This is a genomic window from Archangium violaceum (genome assembly GCF_016859125.1).
Taxonomy (GTDB): domain Bacteria; phylum Myxococcota; class Myxococcia; order Myxococcales; family Myxococcaceae; genus Archangium; species Archangium violaceum_A.
The window spans coordinates 1,696,414-1,713,427 of record NZ_CP069338.1 but is presented as its reverse complement, the minus strand read 5'-3'; the positions used below and the strand labels follow the sequence as shown (position 1 = coordinate 1,713,427).

Here is a 17,014-nt window from a genome sequence, read left to right as displayed (position 1 = left end):
GTTGTTCCTCGGAGGGGGGCTACTGAAGGCCGACACGGACGACGAATTCGACTTCCCGCTCGGGGCCGCCCGGGTACTCCTGGCAGAGCGCCGTGACGGAGTACCAGTAGGCCCCCTCGGCCGCGTCGCCGAGCGTGTTGCTGATGTCCCGGGCCGTGTCGCGCGAGGCACCCACGAGGTTGGCGGGCAGTCGCTCCACGTGGGTCAGCGTGGGCGGCGGAGTCGTTTCGGAAGCGGGCGCCGCGGGCGTGCCGGTGAAGTGGCCCGCGCGGATGAGACCCTGGCCATACGCGTCATCGAGCTTCACCTGGCCGGCGGTGCCCGGGGTGAGCACCCGCAGGCGCGCGAGGAAGAGGTTGCGCGCCGCCTGCGTGCAGGCCGAGAGCGAGTCCGCGCGCGTCTGGAGCACCGCGGCGTTGCGCTCGGTGCCGGTGAAGGAGATGGCCCCCGCCACCAGCAGGGTGACGAGGACCACGACGATGAGCGCCAGCACGAGGGCCATGCCTCGGGGCGCGGCGTGACGGGGACGGAGAGGCATGGGCTCAACCTCCTCCTGGGTGGATGGGGATGAACTGCGAGCGCATCAGCAGGTTCTTGGGGGCGATGGCCTCGCGCAGCACGGCGCGGCTGAAGCCACCTCCGCGCGGATCGAAGGCCTTCGCGGGCGTGGTGCCCAGGTTCTCGAGCTGCCGCCAGGCGGTGCTGCCGGAGGGGAGGGAGGGGCCGTCGGCGTCTCCGGCGCCCGGTGTGAGCACGTCATCCCCGGGGCGCTGCGTGTCGGCCCTGGTGCTGCGCGCGACGACGGTGAGCCGCACCTGACGGATGTTGGCCGGGTGCGAGCCGAGGCGCCGGGGCGAGGCATAGGCGTCATCCAGGCGAGGCCGGTCCGTTTCGGGCGTCCCGGTGTGCCACGTCTCGCCCCAGGGCACGGTGTCGTCCACGCCCACGAGCGGCGGCGGCGTGTCCCCCAGGGTGTTGAGGATGTAGGCCACCTGGAGTTGCTCGATGCCCACCGCGATGGGCGCGGCGTCCGCCCCGTCGATGGTGCCGTCTCCGTTGATGTCCACCCCCCGGTGCAGCATGAGGTAGGGCGTGGCGCCGGGAGTGGCCGGGTCTCCGTCGTCGTCGAAGGACGCGACGTAGAAGCTGGAGCGCTCCACCTTCACCACCACGGGCGGCTCGGTGTCGTGGAAGCAGGCCTCATTCAACTGGTCCTGCTCGTGGAAGAGCGTGCCCGGAGGCCCCGAGGGCGAGTCCATCGGAGAGGGGGCGGTGTCCAGCTGGACGGTGTCGGCCCCCACGGGAGCTGTCTCCCCCACCGTCACGTAGGCGTAGCGGATGGCGCCGGGGCAGAGGACGAGCAGGATCTCCCCCTTGCGCAGCGGACGCTGGAGCTCGAGATCGAACCGCAGGAAGTCCGTGCCCACGGTGGTGGCGCGGCGGCGGAAGTACAGGTCGCGCGCGTGGACGGTGATGCCGTCCGGGTACCCGTCGCCGGGCGCGTTGCCGGCCGCGTCGAAGGAGTCATAGGCGAGGATGGCCCGGTCCGGGTCCACGCCGTAGCCCGCGTTGCGCACGTGCCGCTCCACGAAGCCCAGCGCCTGCCGCACACTGGCCTGCACCGCGCGGCGGCTCGCGTGGGCCTGGTACTGCCAGGCCTGCGAGATGAAGACGAGGCAGATGCCGGTGAGCACCACGCCGCCGATGGCGACGGAGACGAGCAGCTCGATGAGCGAGAAGCCACGAGGGCGACGAGGCACGCGCATGCTCAAATCTCCGGGATGGCCGCGGCGCCCCAGCCGATGGCCTGGGGGTTGAACTTCACCGCCCAGACGTTGACCTGCTTGAGGCTCCCGGCCGTGGTGGGGAAGCGCACCATCACCAGGATGCGGCGGGCCTCGGTGGTGCCCTCGTCGTTCTTCAGGGGCGCCACCCGCCACGCCACCTCGTAGGTGCCCTCGGTGCTCACGCTCGCGTGGGCCGCGCCGAGCAGCGGGCGCTCCCCGACGAGCGCCACCGCGTCCTCCAACATCACCCGGCCGTCGGCCTCGTCGAAGCGGAGGAAGCGCGGATCCCCCGGGTCGATGGTGCTCTCGGAAGACAGCAGCGCGTGGTCGAAGGGCAGGCGCTCGAAGGCGTCCACCATGTCGCGGGCGATCTTGCTCGCGGTGGACTGGCGCCGGGCGAGCCCGTTCTGCTGGCTGGCCAGCACGTTCATCTGCAGCACGCCGAGGATGCCGATGGTGAAGACGACGAGGGCCGCCATGGCCTCGATGAGGCTGAATCCACGGAGTCTGCGAGCGTGGGGAGTCGGAGACATGGTGACGAGTCCTCCTAGAAGACGCGGATGGCACCGGCCGGCGCGGCGATGACGACCCACCGGGGCGGGCCGGACCCGCGCGAGTCGGGTGCGAAGGCGATGACGCCGCCGGTCTCCGTCCCGCCCGTCATCATCTGGACGGTGCCATTGGGAGAGAAGCGGATGACGCCCCGGGCGCCGCCGGTGCCCTCGGTGCAGAAGGTGCACCCACCGAGCAGCCGGCCCGAGCCGGACGGCGTGAGGGAGATGGAGGCGAAGGGCGCGGGCAGTGTCGGGAAGTCCGAGCGCGGGGCGCCGAGGTCCAGGAAGCCCAGGCCGCTCTCGTGGGAGAGCCGCAGCCGCTCGTGCAGGACGCCCCCCACGGCGGAGAGGTTCGTCACATCGTCGCTGGCCCAGTTGAAGGCGCCGAGCGCGTCCGCGCGCTCCAGCATCGACACGCCGAACCCGGTGCCGTCGTCATGGAAGACGACGTAGTGGGGCACGCCCATGCTGCTGGCCCGCATCTGTGCGGCGGTGTACAGCGCGGCCACTTCGAAGGCGGCATTGCTGACGCGAGCGCGCGTGGCTCCGTGGAACACGGCCATGCCCGCGAGCGTCGCCAGGATGCCGAGGAGGGCGACTCCCACGAGCAGTTCGACGAGGGTGAAGCCTGTGGAGCGGGACCGGGTGGACACGCGGAAACTCCTTCCGCTCGGCCGCTTGTGCAAAGCGCGGCCCACCCGCCCCCCGGGACGGGGACTCCCTTTCCAAGTCCTTGGAACGAGAGGGAACTTCTCTCTCCCGAATGACCGCTGGAGTTACCTCTGGCTGGCCTTTCTACTGGGAAAGGAATTTCCCTTCTTGTAACGATTGCACCCCTGCCTGCCCCCTCCGTCCATCAGCAACCCCTGTCCATCAGCAGAGGCGAGGGGAGACGTTGCTCGGGGTGCATCCTGAGCAGGAGGTGGATGACGCCACTGAGCCCCGGCATCAGGCCGGGGGAGAAGGCCTCTCGCGCCAGGCCCCCCACCGGTCCCCGCTCCTCCAGGCTGGAGAGGATCTCCGCGTCCATCCAGTCCCGGTCGGGTCCTTTGTAGCCGGGGTCGATGCGCCGCCCGGTGTTCAGCAGTTCCCACAACCCGAGGTCGCCATGACAGAGCGTGTGGCTCCAGCCGAAGCCCTCGCGGAGGCCGGCGGCACAGGCGCGGCGGGCCACGTCCAGGTGGCGTTGCTCCCGGGTGCGGACGTAGAGGTCGCAGGCGGCGAGCCCGATGCCCGTGCTGCCATGGCACCAGGCGGTGAGGAACTCGACGGCGCTGCCCTTGCGCGCATCGGCCCAGTTGCCCGCCTCCGGGCGGTACAGCGATTCCTCGAAGGCGAAGGCGCGGTCGGCCAGCTCGAGCCACCGCCGACGGTCGGCCTCCGTGCCGGCGGCGCTGAGTCCCAGCCGGGCCAGCGCCCAGCCAATGCCCGTCGCGCCGTGGGCGAAGCCTCCAATGGCCTCGGGGAACATCGAGGTCGACCACCGCGCGCCTGTCTCGTCGATCTTCGCGGTGCTCTCCAACCGGCGGCTCGCGGCGGCGGCGGTGCGCAGCCATCGCTCCTCTCCGGTCTGCTCGGCCAGGTTGAGCATCGGCACGATGACGCCGGACACCCCACTGATGATCTCCAGCAGGTTGTCCTCCTCGCCCATCCGCTGGTCGAGCACCTGGGCGCGGGCGCGCGCACGCTCCAGCATCCACGGCTCGCCCAGCAGATCGTACAGCGTGCTCCAGGTCCACACCTGCGAGGCCAGGCCCAGGAACGCACCGAGCTGCGGGGTGGGCACCTGGTCCTCCGTCGCGCGGAGCACCGCCAGGGCGCCGACGAGGGTCTCCGCCACGCCGTCCACCGCATCGGCCCGCCGGCGACGCACCTCGTGCAGGTACTCGGCGAGGACGACCGAGACCCCGCCCTGCCCGCTGTACACGTCGGCGGTCAACGGGCGGATGGCCCAGCCGAACTCGGTGAGCACCGGGCTGATCCACGTGGCGGTTCCGTCCTTGCCGCGGACGGCCGCGTCGCACAGTTGTTCGACCAGCCGGGCTGCGAGGGCCCTGCGGCGGCCGTCCAACCGCTCCCGGTCGAGCCGCTGCGTGGGGACCTGCCTGCGAGGCGGCAGGACGCGCTCGTTCAGGTAGGCGCTGACCAGTGCGCCCTGGATGGTCATCTCCTCCCGGGGGAGGTCGGCCGATCGCCACGTGTCGACGGTCTTCTCGAGTAGCGCGTCGTCCACGAGGGCCGTGAAGACGGGGACGTCGCCCGCGAGCAGGTCGCCAATCTCGCGGTTGATCTCCTCGGGCCCGGTCGGTGCGCCGGGTATCGCATGGGCGTTGCGGAGCAGGATGTCCCTGGCGCGCTCGACCGCGGCGGGCTCGTTGTGCAGCGAGGCGGGATGCCACAGCATCCGGCCGATCTCCGCGTAGGCCTGGGTCGGCCGGAGGATGCGCCGGACCTCGCAGCCGAGGAAGGGGCGCAGCAGTCCGGTCATGCCGTGCTCCGCGTCCAGCTTCACGAGGTGCGCGGTCAGCTCCCGGAATCCGGTGACGATCTGGTCCCAGTAGCGTTCGAGGACGGGACGTGGACTGGGATGGTTCTTCGTCGGTGGCAGCTCCACCGTGGTCATTCCCAGGCGCGCGGAGGCGCTCCCTCCGTCGACGATGGTGGGGACCTGGATCTTCGGTTGCTGTCCGGGCAGCGCGCCCACGGCGGAGATGTCCACGCCGGCCAGGGCGAGACCATCGGCGCGGATGGGCAGCAGGCCGGTGCGTAGCACGGTGCCGCGGATCGTCTGGGCGGCGACGTCCACCGCGTCGCCCCGGCCGGAGGGGGGAACCAGGGGGTCCTGGGTGAACAGGCTCTCCACGTCCACCACCACGGGGACCGGGCCGTGCGCGATGAGGTTCTCCGAGTGCAGGTCCGTGCCCCCGAGCAGTCGCATCACGGCGAGCCAGTGGCCGAGGTTGCGGTAGAAGCGGGTCAGCTCGGCCTCGCCCTCGCAGTAGCGGTGCTCGACGAACTCCGCCCAGCCGTAGCCGTCACGCATCAGCACGCGTGGAATCCGGATGCGCTCCTGGGCGGGCGTATCGGTCAGGACGCGGTCCAGCAATGCCTGGAGCGCGCTGTCGACCTGGACCGATCTCGGTTTGTACATCACCGAGCCGTGCGCGAAGTCGAGCCGCGCCACGGTGTGCCCGCCCCGGTGGGAGTCACCGGCGCCGAGCGAGAGGGCGCGCAGCTCTCCACCGGGCTGGCCCGGCAACCCGGTGAGGGCGTCCCGATCGGCGACGAAGCGTTCCACCAGGGTGAGTACCGCGTCGAGCTGCAACCGGCAGACGGTGGCGAGCCGCTCGTGCAGCGTCGGGTAGCGGCGGCGCAGGTGCTCGCCGAAGGGAGCGGTGCAGGCCAGCTCGAGGAACTGCGCCCACCGCTGCTGCTCGTCGGTGGCGCTGAGCTTGCCCGTCATTCCCGCGGCGTGGAGCTCCAGCAGCAGCACCCGGTTGAGTCTGGCCTGGGCGTTGTTGCGGAGGGCCGCATCGGCGGCCGCGTGGACGATGGCGCGCTCCGCCTCACCAAGGCCGCGCACCTGGCCCAGCCGTTCGGCCAGCGTCCCCAGGAACGGCGCGATGAACAGGGCCACCGGGCGCGCGAATCCTTCCGACTCCTCGAATCCCATGCAGGGCTCTCCAAAACCGGTGCGGCACCGGAGCCGAGGCATCCGATGCCGCACGGTGCTTCACGGTGACTTCGTGAGACGGAAATCAGCAGCAGTAGCTGTGCAGCGACCCGGTGCAGGAGCTACAGCCGGTGTACAGCGCGTCGGTCGAGTTGGTCAGCGCGGCCTCCGTCGCCTCGCCACCCAGATACAGAGGACCCGCCGGGTTGTTCATGCCAAAGGCAGACTCGGAACCGGACAGCCAACCAGCCAGGATCTCGTCAACTTGGGAATCAGTCATTGAATCCTCCAGGTGATGCGAGTTGGGACGGCGAGGGACATGATAAGCGTATAAGTGTTCGAAATGCCAACCCCTACCCCATCTTTTGCTGCTTTTCGGGAGTGGCCTCCGTGGCCGCCGCGTGCGTGGGCGCCTCTCCTCGCAGCAGCCGCTCCAGCGCGCCCGAGGAGTCCAGCACCCGGGCCCGGTCGAGCACCTGCTGTTCCTCGGCCGCCAGCTCCGCCTGGAGCGTCGCGTCCAGCTCGCGCAGTCCCTCGCCCGTCTCGCCCTTGCGGACGAAGTTTCCCCGGCGGCTCAGCCGCGGGTCGAAGCGGGCCTCGAGTTTCTTCATGAAGGCCACACCGCACTGCTCCACGAGCAGGGGCAGGCGCGCCTCGTCCAACGCGATGCCACTGAACCGGGCCACGCGCCGGAGCGTCCCCGGCAGATCCGCCTGCATCTCGTCATAGGAGAGGAACAGCACGTTCGGTGCGTCGCGGTGCTCCAGCCAGGAGAGGACATGCCGGGCCCAGCTCCCTCCGTGCGTGCGCCGGTCCACCAGCATCTTCACGAAGGCGTCGAGCCCGCCCCGGAAGTCCTCCATCAAGAGGTAGTGGTAGTAGTACGAGACCGCGACGTCCTTGAGGTTTCGGACGACGTAGATGTACCGGGCACCGGACGGCACGTCCTCGTAGGGGAGGTGGCTCTTGAAGAAGCGGGGGGACTCGAGCGCCTCCAGCCGGGGCAGATCCGCCGGGCCGCAGCGATCGATGAAGGGGACCACGTCCTCGATGTGACGGAAGTCCAGGCTCCCCTCCGATTTCAACTGCCAGGCGATCATCTGCATCCAGGTGGTGCCGGACTTCGGATACGTCACGATGAACACGTCATCCGGGCGCGTCTTGAACTGATACATCCGGAAGCGCTTCCACCTCAGCCGCATGAGGAGCGAGTGGAGGGGGCCCATGATGCCCCAGACCCATGACGCCACCATGCCGAGGACGGTGATGCCGAAATCGAGCAGACGTCGATGCATCGGGAGCGGCTCCTGGGCGACAGGCCGGTGGTCGAGGGGCGGAGGGCGTCAGGATAGAACGCCTGGGGCTCCCAGGTCAGCCGCCCAGGGTCACCGGGAGATCTGGCTTTCCGGCCACGGATTGGTTTCGGGTACACGGGTCAACAGCCAAGGAGCGCGCCATGCTGCGTCCGCTGTCCGATGATGTCTTCGTCCTGGAGGTCCCCTTCCGCATGAGTGGCTTCGATCTGGGCGGACGGATGACGGTGATCCGCCTGTCGGAGGGGGGCCTGTGGCTGCACTCGCCCGTGAAGATGGATGCGGAGGCTCGGAGCGAGGTGGACGCCCTGGGGCCGGTGCGCTTCCTGGTGGCGCCCAATGTGATGCACCACCTGTGGCTCGGGGACTGGGCCGCCGCATACCCCTCCGCGAAGGTGCTCGCGCCCGCGGGGCTGCGCAAGAAGCGGCCGGACCTGCGCATCGACGTGGAGCTGTCGGACGTGATGGACGTGGGCCAGTCACCGGACATCGAGCTGCTGCTGGCGCACGGCATCCCCAGGTTCGAGGAGTTCGTCTTCCTGCACCGCCCGAGCCGCACGTTGCTGCTCACCGACCTGGCCTTCAACATCCACGAAACATCCTCGTGGCTGACACGCACCTACCTGAAGCTGTGCGGGGCCTATGGCCGGTTGGCGCCCACCTGGCTGCTCAAGTCCATGGTGAAGGACAAGGCCGCGCTGCGCGCCTGGAGGGAGCGCGTGCTCTCGTGGGACTTCGACCGGGTGGTGCCGTGCCACGGCCAGGTGCTCGAGGGCGGCGGTCGGGAAGCACTGCGAGAAGGCTTCGCGTGGCTCTAGTCCGCCTGGCTGCCCTCCTGCCTGGCTTCACATGTGGGGAAGACGGTATCCCTTCTTGCTGCGATGATCGGTCCCCCCTGCATGCGAATCGACCGACTCCTCGCCGGCCTGTTCCTCGCGACTCCGCTCGCGTGTTCCTCCCCCTCCCTGCGCGCAGGGACCGCCCCCGTGACGCTCTCGGCTCCCGGGACCCTGGCGGTTCCCGTGATGGCGCGGACGCGATCCGAAGGTGACCTGCGGGTCATGACCTTCAACATCCAGTCCGCGATCCGTGGCCTGGACAAGGTGGCCGACACCATCCGCTCCGCCGAGCCCGACATCGTCGCGCTCCAGGAGGTGGATGTGCACACGCGGCGCGCCAACGGGTTGCACCAGCCCGCGGAGCTGGCCCAGCGCACCGGGTTGCCCTACTACGCCCACTTCCGCACCACCTCGCTGCACGGAGGGGACTACGGGGTGGCGATCCTCTCCCGCTTCCCATTGGAGTCCGTGGAGCAGCATCCGCTGCCCGTGGAGCCCGGCACCGAGCCGCGCACCGTCGCCCGCATCCTCATGAAGGTGCATGGGCAGGAGGTGAGCGTCTACGTCACCCACCTCACCCGGCGCCCCTTCAACGGGAACATCCGCGTGCGCCAGAGCGCGGCCATCATGAAGTGGATGAGCGAGGATCCGCGGCCCAAGCTCCTGATGGGCGACATGAACGACACGCCCGACGCGGGCTCCCTGCGCCTCTTCAAGCGCGAGTTGCTGGACGTGTTCGCCCTGCGCGGCGAGGGCTCCGCGGACACCTACCCGCTGCCCATCATCCCCAACCTGCGCATCGACTACGTGCTGGCGTGTGAGCGCTTCATGCCCAGGCGGAGCAAGGTGCTGCGCGTGAACGCGTCCGACCACTACCCCGTGGTGGCCGACCTCACCCTGCTCGAGCCCGTGACGGCGCCCACCGCCGAGGTGGTGCGGCGCCCGGGCGACGAGGCCGCCGCCTCCTCCAGCCAGTAGTCACCATCCACGGACGGCGGCTCACTCGAGCTGCAGTCCGCAGTCGCCGCACGCGCCCTGGACCAGGGGCCCGGCCGTGCCGCATGCGGGGCACGGAAGCTCGCCGTCCTCGGGGATCGCCTGGGGCGCCCGGCCCTCCGGGAGGAGCCCCTCTCGCTGGAGGCTGTCCATCCAGCGCTGCTGGAGCAGGCCGGCGACCCGGGGCGCGTCCTCGGGACGCACGAGCACCTGGAACTTCGGGGAACAGCTCGGTTTGCTACACGCCTCGCGGTGGACGAGGGCCGGCACGCCTTGAGCCAGGCATGCCTCCACCAACTGCCGGGCGTCGGCGAGCTGCATCTCCACGCACGGCACCACTTCCGCGTCCGCCAGGACCTTTTCCGCTTCGTGAGGAGTCATCGGCCGCAGTGAAGCGCAGCCGGGAGCACCCGTCCATGGCCTCCAGCATGTCCTGTCTGGAAGGAGGGGAGGGGAGCCACCGGGGCCTCGCGGGGCCCGCTCACCCGTGGGGCCGGTCCTTCGGCTCGGCCGAGGCGATGAGCTTCTCCAGGATGCGGAAGAGGGCTCGCCGGTCGGTGGTGTCCAGGTGCTCCAGCATCCGCCCCATGTCCTGGACGACGGTCCGGTCCAGCTTGCGGTGGAGCCGTGAGCCCGAGGCCGTCAACCGGCAACGGATGACGCGGCGGTCCTCGGGGCTTCGCTCGCGCTGCACGTGGCCCTCGCGCTCGAGCCTGTCCACCACGCCGGTGACCGTCTTCTCGGTGATGCCCAGCCGCCGGGCCAGCTCGCCCATGGTGAGGGCCCCGTCCTGCCCCAGCCACAGCAGCGCGTGGATTTGAGGCGCCGTGAGCTCCATCCGCTCGCAGCTCCTGGCGAGTGGATCCCTCAGCGAGTGCAGCCGGCCCAGTGTGAAAAGGAGCCGCCGGAATCGGTCGACGTCACCGTCCGCGCCTTCCGACCTGGAGACATTCCGTGACACGGAGCTTCCTCATCCCGCGCCGCTCGATGGCGCACCCGTCCCGATACGTCGCAATGTTGTCCTGGCGCGCCCGGACGAAAAGCCATCCGCTCACCGCCAGGAGACCACCCCCGTGACTGTCGCGCCGGAGAGCAGGCATGCACTCAGGTCGCTCGGACACCACCGGAGAAGTCCCTTTGCCGAGGAGACTCGCGGAGTCAGGTTCCCCGTGGGCCCGGCGGGGAAGGAGCCTGACAGTTGGCGTCCCCGCGCGCCGTGCCGAAGTTAAGCCGAGGAACGCTTCACGCGACTCACACAGGACGGGAGAGAGAGCATGGACGCCATCGAACTGTTGACGCAGCAGCACCGCGAAGTCGACGAGCTGTTCGAGAAGTTCGAGAAGGCTGGTGAGGGCAGGGATGAGTTGCTGATGGACCTGTTCGTGCGCATCGCGGACAACCTCGCGGCGCACGCCATGATCGAGGAGAAGATCTTCTATCCCAGCGTCTACGTCGGTCCCACGGCGGACAAGCTCCAGGAGGCGGTGGAGGAGCACCTGTCGGTGAAGCGCGTCATCGCGGATCTGCTCGACATGAGCCCCTCCGACGCCCAGTTCAAGGCGAAGATGAAGGTGCTCCAGGAGCTGGTCGAGCACCACGTCGAGGAGGAGGAGAAGGACCTCTTCAAGAGCGTGAAGAAGCTGATGACCAAGGACGAGCTGGCCATCATGGGTGAGCAGCTCGAGACCATGTTCTCCGAGGTCATCCAGACCCAGCCTCGCATGCAGGTGCCTCGCGAGACGGACGAAGCGGCACCGCTGGCCTGATACTCCGGGTCCGTCGTCAGGCCGGGGCGCGCCCCTGGAGTGCGCCCCGGAGGACGACATGGCCCGAGGCAGGACCCGAGCTCCCGTACTCACGATTTCCCTCGAGCGCGCTCGCGCGCACTGGCACCGGAAGCAGGGGCTCGCCGAGCCTCTCGGAGGGAGTCTGGAGGAGGCGGTGCCACATGTTCATGCGCTCGCTGTTCGACGGGGACAGGCTGGTGGGCCTGTGGGAGTACGACCTGGACGCGGGCGCCGTGGTGTTCGGTACCTTCGACTTCGTCCTCGACAACGACGAGGCGGTCCGGGAGCGCGCGGCGATCGTCAAGGCGCTGTGAACCATCGCCGGTCCACGGTGGCGAAGCCCGCGAGCAGTTCCCCCGCGAGCCTCGGCCGCGCGACCCTTTCCGAGCGGCGCAGATAGTCGTTGAGCACCCGGCCCCGAGCATTGCGGCGGAGGCTCGGCCTGTTCAGGTTGAGCTTCGAGCGTTTCACGCCTCCGCCCGCGCGGTGCACGAAGGTCACCGTGCCGTCTCGCTCCACGCGCTCCACCACGCCGATGTGCGTGAGCCCGTCATTGCGCCGCCCGTCGCGGTTGCGGTCATACGTCTCCCGGAAGAAGACCAGGTCTCCCGGGCGGGGCTTGTCGTGCAGCGCGCCGAGTGCCCTGGCCTTGCGATAGATGGAGGCGACTCCGCCCTCTCCTGGGATGGGGCGGTCGTGCATCAGACTCAGGCCCCGTTTGCGGTAGGCGAGGTGGGCCAGTCCAGAGCAGTCATCGTTCACGGAGCGGCTCACCCGCGAGAGCGAGGGGAGCCCCACCCACAGGGAGGCGCGGACCGCGGCCCTATGCGCGAGCGGACCGGAGGCGGCCCGGGAGCTCTGGTTCGCGGCACGGCGAGCGGCTCTGGCCTCGGAACCCGGGAGCAGGAGGCCCAACAGGGCACACAGCAGGAAGGCACGGTGCATGCCGGATTGCCCAGAGCAACCGGCGTGCCCCTCCATTTCCCGGGTGAGCTGTGCGCTTGCGAACGCAGGCGCTCCTCCGAAGAGTCCTGAACGTGGAAGATGTCTGCCCATTCCTCGCTCAAGACGACGCGCGAGTGGCCTCCCTCGTCGCCATTCCTGGCCCCCTGGCTTTGTGCGCAATCCAACACGTGCGCGCTCCGCGTTGCGGGGTGGGGGCCCGAGTTGTCAGCCAACCAGCATGTCCGCGACAAGAAAGGGAGCTGCCAAGTTCAATCTTTTCACCGCAGGTCGCACCCTTGCGGGTGGGTGATTAATCGTCGATTCCCACCCTTACAGGGACGGCGTTGATGAATTCCGCACCAGGCCAGGACTCTTCCCCCGTCATCCGCGCGGTGGAGCGCCTGCTTCCTCCCCACTATGCACGCCAGGAGCAGATCATTGGTGCCCTGCGGGACATGTGGGCCACACGGCACTTCAACATCGAGCGGTTGGAGGAGCTGCATCGCTCGGTCCGGGTGGAGGGCCGCTTCCTCGCGTTGCCCATCGAGAAGTATCCCTCGCTCGTCACCTTCCAGCAGCGCAATGACGCCTGGATTCAGGTCGCGCTGGAGCTGGGCGAGCAGGTGGTGCGCAAGGCGTTGGACCGCACGGGGCTCACTCCCCGGGACGTGGACCACATCTTCTTCGTCACGGTGACGGGCATCGCCACGCCGAGCATCGACGCGCGGCTGATGAACCGGCTGGGCATGCGCCCGGACATGAAGCGCACGCCCATCTTCGGACTGGGGTGCGTGGCGGGCGCGGCGGGCACGGCGCGGGCCTCGGACTACCTCCGGGCCTGGAAGGGTCAGACGGCGCTGCTGCTCGCCGTGGAGCTGTGCTCGCTCACGCTCCAGCGTGAGGACCTCTCCATTCCCAACATCATCGCCTCGGGGTTGTTCGGCGACGGCGCGGCGTGCGTGGTGCTCCAGGGCTCCGAGCGGAGCGGCGCGGCGGCCGGCCCTCGCATCGTCGCCACGCGCTCGGTGCTCTACCCGGACACCGAGCGCATCATGGGTTGGGACGTGGTGGACTCGGGCTTCAAGGTGGTGCTGTCCGCGAAGGTGCCGCAGCTCGTGCGCGAGTTCATCCGCCGGGACGTGGATGGGTTCCTCGCCGAGCATGGCCTCGCGCGCGAGGACGTGAAGCACTGGGTGGCGCACACCGGCGGCCCCAAGGTGTTGCAGGCCTTCGAGGAGGCGCTGGAGCTGGCGCCGGACATGCTGGCGCACTCCTGGGCCTCGCTGCGCGAGGTGGGCAACCTGTCCTCGGCCTCCGTGCTCTTCGTGCTGGGCGACATGTTGGAGTCCGGCCGGGCCCAGCCGGGCGACTGGGGCGTGTTGATGGCCATGGGACCGGGCTTCTGCGCCGAGCTGGTGCTGCTGCGATGGTGAGCTCGCTCGTCGGCTACCTGGCCTTTCTGGGGCTGCTCTCCGCCGAGCGGCTCGTGGAGCTCGTCATCTCCAAGCGCAACGCGGCGCGGGCCTTCGCTCGCGGCGGCGTGGAGACGGGGCAGGGGCACTACCGGGTGATGGTGGTGCTCCACTCGCTCTTCCTCGTCTCGTGCGTGGCGGAGGTGCTGGTGCTCGGGCGTCCCTTTCCGGGCGGGTTCGGCTTCGCCGCGCTGGGCGTGGCGCTCGTGGCCCAGGCGCTGCGCTACTGGGCCATCAGCTCCCTGGGTGAGCTCTGGAACACGCGCATCATCGTGGTGCCGGGCCTGTCGCCGGTGACGCGCGGGCCCTACCGTTACCTGCGCCACCCCAACTACGTGGCGGTGGTGCTGGAGCTGGCCGCGGTGCCGCTCATCCACGGTGCGTGGGTGACGGCCGTTGTCTTCACCCTGGCCAATGCATGGCTGCTCCGGGTGCGCATCCGCGCCGAGGAGGCGGCACTGGGCGCGGCCTACGCCGACGCCTTCGCGAACAGGCCTCGCTTCATTCCGGAGGTGCCCCGTGGTTGAGAACGAGCTGGTCGTCCTTTCCGAGATACGCCGCATCGTCTCCCAGGAGCTGGACTGGAAGGGCCCGGTGGAGCCCTCACAGCAGCTCATCCGGGATCTGCAGCTGGACAGCCTGGGATTGACGGTCCTGGCGGTGGAGCTGGAGAACCGCTTCCGCATCCGTCTGTCGATGGAGGACTCGGTGGGGGTGAGCACCGTCGGAGATCTCATGCGCCTGGTGGCCTCGCGCGCCAGCGAGGCGTCCCAGGTGACATGCACGGGAGGCGCGCCATGAAGGGACCGCCGCTGCCCCGGGTGAAGCACGCCACCCTCGACGAAGCACTCGCCGCCGCGGCGCGGAGCCCGCGGGGGCTCGTCTTCGTGGACGCGGCCGAGCGCGAGACGTCCCTGTCCTGGGCGCAGGTGTATGGACGTGCCCGTCGCACCGCCGCGGGCCTGCAACGCCTGGGCGTCTCTCCCGGGGAGCGCGTGGCGCTGCTGTTGCCCACCTCGCCGGGCTTCATGGATGCCTTCTTCGGCGCGTTGCTCGCGGGCGCGGTGCCGGTGCCGCTCTACCCGCCGGTGCGCCTGGGGCGGCTGGACGAGTACCACCGCTCCACCGCTCGCATGCTGGAGGTGTCCGGCGCGGCGGTGGTGCTCACGGACTCGAAGGTGCGGCTGCTGCTGGGCGCGTCCGTGGCGGCGGCGCGCCCGAGGCTGGGCTGCCACACGGTGGAGGAGGTGTCCCGCGAGGCGGGTGACCTGGTCGTGCCAGTCACCCCCGAGTCGCTCGCCCTCATCCAGTTCTCCTCGGGCTCGACGGTGGACCCGAAGCCGGTGGCGCTCCGCCACGGCCATTTGATGGCGCAGCTCGCGGCGCTGGAGGCGGAGCTTCCGCTGGCGCCGGGCCAGGCTCCGGTGGGCGTGTCGTGGCTGCCGCTGTACCACGACATGGGGCTCATCGGCTGTCTGCTATCGGCGGTGTACTACCCGGGCAGCATGGTGTTGCTGCCTCCCGAGGTGTTCCTCGCGCGCCCGGCGTTGTGGCTGCGCGCGCTGTCGCGGCACCGCGGCTTCGTCTCGCCCGCGCCCAATTTCGCCTACGGGCTGTGTCTCAAGCGGGTGAAGGACTCGGAGCTGGAGGGCGTGGACCTCTCGGCCTGGCGGTACGCGCTCAACGGCGCGGAGCCGGTGTCGCTGGAGACGCTGCGCCGCTTCTCCGAGCGCTTCTCCCGGTGGGGCTTCCAGGCGGGGTCGTTGCGGCCGGTGTATGGGCTGTCCGAGGCCTCGCTCGCCGTCACCTTCCCACCGGCGGGCAGGGGGCCGCACGCGGTGGGAGTGGACGCGCGGGTGCTGGCCATGGAGCGGCGCGTGGTGGACGGCTCGCGCGAGGTGGTGTCCGTGGGGCGCCCGGTGCCGGGCTTCGAGGTGCAGGTGCGCGACGAGCTGGGCCATGTGCTGCCGGAGCGCCGGGTGGGGCGGGTGTTCGTGCGAGGGCCCTCGGTGATGGCGGGGTACTTCGGCCTCCTGGAGGCGACGCGGCGCTCGCTGGACGACGAGGGCTGGCTGGACACGGGGGACCTGGGCTTCGAGCAGGACGGGGAGTTGTTCCTCACCGGCCGCGCCAAGGACGTGGTCATCATCCGCGGCGCCAACCACGCGCCCCAGGAGTTCGAGGAGTGCCTGGAGGCAGTGGAGGGCCTGCGCACGGGCTGCGCGGTGGCGCTGGGCTTCACCCCCGAGGGAGAGAACGACGAGGCGCTGCTCATCCTCGCCGAGCACGCGCCGGGCGCGGAGGTGGAGGGCCTGGAGGAGCGGGTGCGCGAGGCGGTGGTGGCGGGCACGGGCGTGCGTCCGCACACGGTGTGGGTGCTGGAGCCGGGAACGCTGCCGCGCACCTCGAGCGGGAAGATGCGCCGGAGCGAGGCCTTGCGGCGCTACCAGGCGGGTGAGCTGTCGGCGCCGAAGAAGGTGGGGACGGTGGGGCTGGTGGTGGAGATGGCGAAGAGCGCGCTGGCCCTCGCCCGAGCGGGGGGACGCGAGGGGTGAGTGTCTGGGACGTCGCGGTGGTGGGCGGAGGGCCCGCGGGCCTGGCGGTGGCGCTCACCACGGCGAAGCGGGGCCTGCGCACGGTGGTGTTGGAGCGTGCCGACGTGCCTCCAGACAAGGCGTGCGGCGAGGGGTTGATGCCCTCGGGCGTGGCGGCGCTGGAGCGCTTCGGGGCGCTCTCGCTGTTGGACCGGAGGGAGTGCGCGCCCTTCGTGGGCATCCGCTATGTGCAGGAGGACGGGAGCGGCGCGGAGGGCCGGCTGCCGGCGCCCGGGGGCCTGGGCGTGCGGCGGGTGGCGCTGGTGACGGCGATGACCGCGAGGGCGCGGATGCTCGGCGTGGACGTGCGCGAGCGTTGCGCGGTGCGGGGCCAGCGGCGCACGGCGGAGGGCTGGGTGCTGGAGACGGCGGCCGGGCCTCTGCGGGCGCGGATGCTGGTGGCGGCGGATGGACTGGCCTCGCCGCTGCGGCGCGCCGAGGGGCTGGAGTTGGACGTGGCGGGTCCGAGGCGCTTCGGGTTGCGGAGGCACTTCCGGATGAAGCCCTGGGCACCCTTCGTGGAGGTGCACCTGACCGAGGGCGTGGAGGCGTACGTGACGCCGGCCGGTGACGAGCGGGTAGGGGTGGCCTTCCTCTGGGCGGACGGGTTGCCGGGGCGCATCTGTTTCGAGTCCCTGCTCACGCGCTTTCCGACGCTGGCCGAGCGGGTGATGGAGGCGGAGCCTGACTCGAGGGCCCGGGGCGCGGGACCGCTGGCGCGCGCGGCGCGGGCTCGGGTGGCGGATCGGTTCGCCCTGGTGGGCGACGCGGCGGGGTACGTGGACGCGGTGACGGGAGAGGGGTTGTCGCTGGCCTTCACGTGCGCGGAGGCACTGGGAGAGCTGCTGCCAGACGCGTTGGCGAAGGGCGCGACACGCGAGTCATTGCAACCCTACGAGCGTGTGTTTCAACGGGCGTTCCGCAAGTACGCCTGGCTGACGAGGAGTCTGTTGTTGCTGGCCAGCAGGCCGGGGCTGCGCCGTCCCCTGGTGCGCTGGCTGGGCACGAACCCGCGCGTCTTCGAACGGATTCTCGCCCACGCCATCGTGTAGCG

19 protein-coding genes are annotated in these 17,014 nt (G+C 70.3%); 9 read left to right on the top strand and 10 right to left on the bottom strand.

What is annotated here, in order from left to right; translation table 11 throughout:
- Window positions 1-19: 19 nt before the first annotated feature.
- The 7 genes from JQX13_RS07245 to JQX13_RS07215 all read right to left on the bottom strand — a co-directional run bounded on the left by JQX13_RS07245 (window position 20) and on the right by JQX13_RS07215 (window position 7,309).
- On the bottom strand, window positions 20-538 hold the full coding sequence (locus JQX13_RS07245) for a hypothetical protein (protein WP_203408319.1): 519 nt from the start codon (window positions 536-538) through the stop codon (window positions 20-22).
- A gap of 4 nt (window positions 539-542) precedes the next feature.
- Window positions 543-1,766 carry a PilW family protein gene (locus tag JQX13_RS07240; protein ID WP_203408318.1) on the bottom strand — a complete coding sequence of 408 codons (1,224 nt, stop codon included), beginning with the start codon at window positions 1,764-1,766 and terminating at the stop codon, window positions 543-545.
- A gap of 2 nt (window positions 1,767-1,768) precedes the next feature.
- Entirely contained in the window at window positions 1,769-2,320 is a 552-nt protein-coding gene (locus tag JQX13_RS07235; protein WP_203408317.1) for a type IV pilus modification PilV family protein, read from the bottom strand.
- A 14-nt stretch (window positions 2,321-2,334) separates the two neighbouring features.
- Window positions 2,335-2,994, bottom strand: a complete 660-nt coding sequence (locus JQX13_RS07230) for a pilus assembly FimT family protein (protein WP_203408316.1) — start codon at window positions 2,992-2,994, stop codon at window positions 2,335-2,337.
- A 203-nt stretch (window positions 2,995-3,197) separates the two neighbouring features.
- Complete coding sequence (locus tag JQX13_RS07225) at window positions 3,198-6,014, bottom strand: type 2 lanthipeptide synthetase LanM family protein (protein ID WP_203408315.1); 2,817 nt, start codon at window positions 6,012-6,014, stop codon at window positions 3,198-3,200.
- 85 nt (window positions 6,015-6,099) lie between these two features.
- On the bottom strand, window positions 6,100-6,294 hold the full coding sequence (locus JQX13_RS07220; RefSeq protein ID WP_203408314.1) for a DUF6229 family protein: 195 nt from the start codon (window positions 6,292-6,294) through the stop codon (window positions 6,100-6,102).
- A 73-nt stretch (window positions 6,295-6,367) separates the two neighbouring features.
- On the bottom strand, window positions 6,368-7,309 hold the full coding sequence (locus JQX13_RS07215) for a sulfotransferase domain-containing protein (protein ID WP_203408313.1): 942 nt from the start codon (window positions 7,307-7,309) through the stop codon (window positions 6,368-6,370).
- Between the two features lie 161 nt (window positions 7,310-7,470).
- On the opposite strand from JQX13_RS07215, the gene JQX13_RS07210 reads away from it, so the two are divergent.
- Together JQX13_RS07210 and JQX13_RS07205 are read left to right on the top strand one after the other, a co-directional pair.
- On the top strand, window positions 7,471-8,145 hold the full coding sequence (locus JQX13_RS07210; RefSeq protein ID WP_203408312.1) for a DUF4336 domain-containing protein: 675 nt from the start codon (window positions 7,471-7,473) through the stop codon (window positions 8,143-8,145).
- A 63-nt stretch (window positions 8,146-8,208) separates the two neighbouring features.
- On the top strand, window positions 8,209-9,144 hold the full coding sequence (locus tag JQX13_RS07205) for an endonuclease/exonuclease/phosphatase family protein (RefSeq protein WP_430384159.1): 936 nt from the start codon (window positions 8,209-8,211) through the stop codon (window positions 9,142-9,144).
- Window positions 9,145-9,165: 21 nt separating this feature from the next.
- Here JQX13_RS07205 and JQX13_RS07200 read toward each other — a convergent pair whose 3' ends face one another.
- Together JQX13_RS07200 and JQX13_RS07195 are read right to left on the bottom strand one after the other, a co-directional pair.
- The gene (locus JQX13_RS07200; protein ID WP_203408310.1) at window positions 9,166-9,543 is read right to left on the bottom strand and encodes a hypothetical protein; all 378 of its coding nucleotides are present in this window, start codon (window positions 9,541-9,543) and stop codon (window positions 9,166-9,168) included.
- Between the two features lie 100 nt (window positions 9,544-9,643).
- Complete coding sequence (locus tag JQX13_RS07195) at window positions 9,644-10,123, bottom strand: MarR family winged helix-turn-helix transcriptional regulator (protein ID WP_239014595.1); 480 nt, start codon at window positions 10,121-10,123, stop codon at window positions 9,644-9,646.
- Window positions 10,124-10,436: 313 nt separating this feature from the next.
- Here JQX13_RS07195 and JQX13_RS07190 point away from each other — a divergent pair, with 313 nt between their 5' ends.
- Both JQX13_RS07190 and JQX13_RS07185 read left to right on the top strand, forming a co-directional pair.
- The gene (locus JQX13_RS07190) at window positions 10,437-10,928 is read left to right on the top strand and encodes a hemerythrin domain-containing protein (protein WP_203408309.1); all 492 of its coding nucleotides are present in this window, start codon (window positions 10,437-10,439) and stop codon (window positions 10,926-10,928) included.
- A gap of 182 nt (window positions 10,929-11,110) precedes the next feature.
- The gene (locus tag JQX13_RS07185; RefSeq protein WP_203408308.1) at window positions 11,111-11,263 is read left to right on the top strand and encodes a hypothetical protein; all 153 of its coding nucleotides are present in this window, start codon (window positions 11,111-11,113) and stop codon (window positions 11,261-11,263) included.
- Here JQX13_RS07185 and JQX13_RS07180 read toward each other — a convergent pair.
- Window positions 11,250-11,894, bottom strand: a complete 645-nt coding sequence (locus JQX13_RS07180; RefSeq protein ID WP_203408307.1) for a CHAP domain-containing protein — start codon at window positions 11,892-11,894, stop codon at window positions 11,250-11,252. The two genes, JQX13_RS07185 and JQX13_RS07180, sit on opposite strands and share 14 nt — an antisense overlap.
- A gap of 347 nt (window positions 11,895-12,241) precedes the next feature.
- Here JQX13_RS07180 and JQX13_RS07175 point away from each other — a divergent pair, with 347 nt between their 5' ends.
- From JQX13_RS07175 to JQX13_RS07155, 5 genes are read left to right on the top strand one after another with little or no spacing between them, the layout of a single operon-like run.
- Complete coding sequence (locus JQX13_RS07175; protein WP_203408306.1) at window positions 12,242-13,327, top strand: type III polyketide synthase; 1,086 nt, start codon at window positions 12,242-12,244, stop codon at window positions 13,325-13,327.
- The gene (locus tag JQX13_RS07170; protein ID WP_203408305.1) at window positions 13,321-13,893 is read left to right on the top strand and encodes an isoprenylcysteine carboxyl methyltransferase family protein; all 573 of its coding nucleotides are present in this window, start codon (window positions 13,321-13,323) and stop codon (window positions 13,891-13,893) included. Before JQX13_RS07175 ends, JQX13_RS07170 begins: the two co-directional genes overlap by 7 nt.
- Window positions 13,886-14,167, top strand: coding sequence for an acyl carrier protein (locus JQX13_RS07165; RefSeq protein WP_203408304.1), 282 nt, complete (start codon window positions 13,886-13,888; stop codon window positions 14,165-14,167). The genes JQX13_RS07170 and JQX13_RS07165 overlap by 8 nt, the downstream gene beginning before the upstream one ends.
- On the top strand, window positions 14,164-15,921 hold the full coding sequence (locus JQX13_RS07160; RefSeq protein WP_203408303.1) for a fatty acyl-AMP ligase: 1,758 nt from the start codon (window positions 14,164-14,166) through the stop codon (window positions 15,919-15,921). Before JQX13_RS07165 ends, JQX13_RS07160 begins: the two co-directional genes overlap by 4 nt.
- Window positions 15,918-17,012, top strand: a complete 1,095-nt coding sequence (locus JQX13_RS07155) for an NAD(P)/FAD-dependent oxidoreductase (protein WP_203408302.1) — start codon at window positions 15,918-15,920, stop codon at window positions 17,010-17,012. Before JQX13_RS07160 ends, JQX13_RS07155 begins: the two co-directional genes overlap by 4 nt.
- The last annotated feature ends 2 nt before the right edge of the window (window positions 17,013-17,014 follow it).